Annotated in this window: 2 protein-coding genes; both read right to left on the bottom strand. The window is 41.6% G+C overall.

What is annotated here, in order from left to right; all coding sequences use genetic code 11:
* Nucleotides 1-69: 69 nt before the first annotated feature.
* Nucleotides 70-2331 (bottom strand): excinuclease ABC subunit UvrA, encoded by a 2262-nt coding sequence (locus Q1V93_RS00835; protein ID WP_300660144.1) that lies wholly within the window; start codon nucleotides 2329-2331, stop codon nucleotides 70-72.
* A 75-nt stretch (nucleotides 2332-2406) separates the two neighbouring features.
* Nucleotides 2407-3115, bottom strand: a 709-nt coding sequence (locus Q1V93_RS00840; RefSeq protein ID WP_300660147.1) for a helix-turn-helix domain-containing protein, incomplete at its 5' end; no start/stop codon positions are given.

Raw genomic sequence — 3115 nt, forward strand, 5'->3', positions numbered from 1 at the left:
TAAATTATTGAAAAGTGCCTGCCAGATAAAACCAGCAGGCACTTTTCAATAATTTATCTGTAATGAAGTCTAATTGATGGATTCCAGTAAATATTTCCCGGTCAATGAGTGTTGAGATTGAATAATTTCAGCCGGAGTTCCTTCAAAAATGATTTCACCGCCATTTTTTCCACCTTCCGGCCCGATGTCGATAATCCAGTCCGCATGTTTAATGATATCCAGGTTGTGTTCGATGACAATCACCGTATTACCCTTGTCGACAAGCATATTCAGAATGCCCAGGATTTTTTCAATGTCCGACATGTGTAAACCGGTAGTTGGTTCGTCCATGACGTAAATACTTCCTTTTTTATGAAGTTCTTTGGCTAATTTGATTCGTTGGCATTCGCCTCCGGATAAGGTGCTGAGCGGCTGTCCCAGTGTCAGATATCCAATCCCGACATCTACCAGGCTTTGCAGAATCTTTTGCAACCCCGGTGTTTTGAAGAAAAGCAAGGCTTCATTGAAGGTCATGTCTAATACTTCGTTGATGGCTTTGCCATCCAGTAAATAGGTGAGTGTTTCGTCTGAAAAACGTTTCCCTTCACAGATTTCACAAACGGATTTTACTGAATCGAGATAAGCCAAATCCGTAGAAATAACCCCTAAACCCTGGCAGTTCGAACAAGCTCCGCCACTTTTGGAATTCGGGCTGAAATAAGCCGGTTGTACCTGGTTGTTTTTAGCGAAAAGTGTTCGTATTTCGTCCATGATTCCGCTATAAGTTGCCGGATTGGATCTTACATTCGCACTTACAGCATCCTGGTTAATCACTATAGCGTCAGGGTATTCCTTCAAAAATGCGTTGTTGATCAAACTGCTTTTACCCGAACCTGCAACTCCGGTTACAACTGTCAGCACATTTTTAGGAATGGCAACACTTACATTTTTCAGGTTGTTGTGCTTCACATTTTTCAAAGGATAATGCCCGGCTGCTTTTCTGCTCGTCTTTTTTAATTCAAAGGCATGGTTTAAGTATTTTCCCGTTAAAGTCTCGCTTTGCAGCAAGTTTTCAAGACTTCCCTGGTACACGATTTCACCACCTTTATTTCCTGCAAAAGGACCAACATCCACAATGTGATCCGCAATTTTAATGACATCCGGATCATGTTCCACCACCAAAATGGTATTTCCCTTATCCCGTAGTTTTTGAAGCAGGGTATTTAGCCGCACAACATCCCGTGGATGTAAGCCGATACTTGGTTCATCGAAAATGTAAATCATCCCGGTCAAGCTGCTGTTCAGGTATTTCACCATTTTTACCCGCTGGGATTCACCGCCGGATAGTGTAGTGGTTTCCCGGTTCAGACTGATGTAATCCAATCCCATGGAAATGAGGTGTTCGAGTTGTAAGGAAATGGATTGCGTGATTGGTAAAACCTTTTCGTCGTGAATCGAATCAATGATTTCTTTGAGCATGGATACTTCCATGGCTGTCATTTCAGCAATCGAATATCCTTGTACTTTGGAACTCAGGACCACCGGATTCAGGCGAGCGCCCTGGCAACTTTGGCAAATTCCCCGGGTCATGTATTTCGAGATTTTTGCTTTGTTCTTTTCAGAAATCTCAGTACCGATATATCTTCGTGAAAATTTCTCAACGACACCTTCGAATTTCACATTCATTCCGGCTGCCCATCCGCTATCCATCGCTATTTTGATGCCGCCGTTGCCATCTGTCAGTAATTTCCATTCTTCTGCTGAATATTCCGAAAGTTTTTTGTCCAAATCGAAGTAGCCCGGATGTGTTAAGATTTTCCAGTCAATCGCGTCAACTTTAAAAGTTGGTAATAAAATAGCGCCTTCATTCAGAGATTTTGTCCTGTCGAAAACAGTATCCAAATCTACAATACTGCTGACGCCAATTCCCTGGCATACCGGACACATTCCTGCCGCGTCATTAAACGAAAACAAGTGTGCAGAACCAATATGCGGTGATCCTGCTTTTGCGAATAAAAGGCGTAAAGAACTGTAAATGTCTGTAATGGTTCCCAACGTGGAACGCGAATTTCCGCCCAGTCGTTTTTGATCAACCACAATGGAGACGGACAGGTTTTCAATGAGCTCAACATCAGGCTTACTGTATTTAGGTAAGAAATTCCGGATGAAAGCAGGGTAGGTTTCGTTCAATTGTCTTTGGGTTTCCGTTGCAATGGTGTCAAAGACTAATGATGACTTCCCGGATCCCGAAACACCTGTGAAAACAGTCAGTTTATTTTTGGGAATCTGTAAAGAAACATTTTTCAAGTTATTTTCTTTAGCACCTTGAATAAGAATGAAATCGTCCGTCATTGGAAATAGAAATTTTAAACTGCAAAAGTAGGAAGCGCAGCAGATTAAAAATTGGAAATATTCGACATAAAAAGATCAGACGATCAATTCATTTACCTTTAGGTATTTCTTGGGATTATAGCCTGTAAATGATTTAAAATCATTGTTGAAATGTGCCTGGTCGTAATACCCGTGTGCCAATGCGATATCAGTGAATTCCCGGTTTGAAATCAGGCTGTTCAATGCTTTTTCAAAGCGTACGATTCGGGAATAAGAAATAGGTGAGAAGCCGGATAATTCTTTGAATCTGCGTTCAAATTGTCGTTGAGACAGGCAGAATCGTTTGGACAAAAGATCCATGTTCAGATTGTTTCCGGATTGATTCACGGTTTCGATCGCTGCAATGATTGAGTGATCTTTGTCGGAAATGACGCTTAATCGTGATTCGAAATAATTGGAAATCAGGCGGGCTCTTTCTTCGATTGTTTCAGCCAAAAACACGTGTTCTTCCAGTTCTTTTCCATCCTTTCCCAAAAGATTTTGAACATCCAGTATCGAGTTGGTTAGTTCAACCGTGGGAATCGAAAACAAATAGGATAAAGCATAAGGATGAAACTGCACTCCGAAAATCTGCGCATTCTGAAAAGCGGAATAATCTGAATAGCGATTGGTTTGCCCGTAAAACAGGGAAGTGTTTTTCAATCGGGAATTGTCAGAAATAAACGCTCCCTTCAGATAGAATATCCATACAGGACAGCTGGCCGCAGTGGCCGTATTGGTGAAAAACGATTTTCCGTCAAGTTCC

It is taken from the genome of Fluviicola sp., from assembly GCF_030151805.1.
Lineage (GTDB): Bacteria > Bacteroidota > Bacteroidia > Flavobacteriales_D > Crocinitomicaceae > Fluviicola.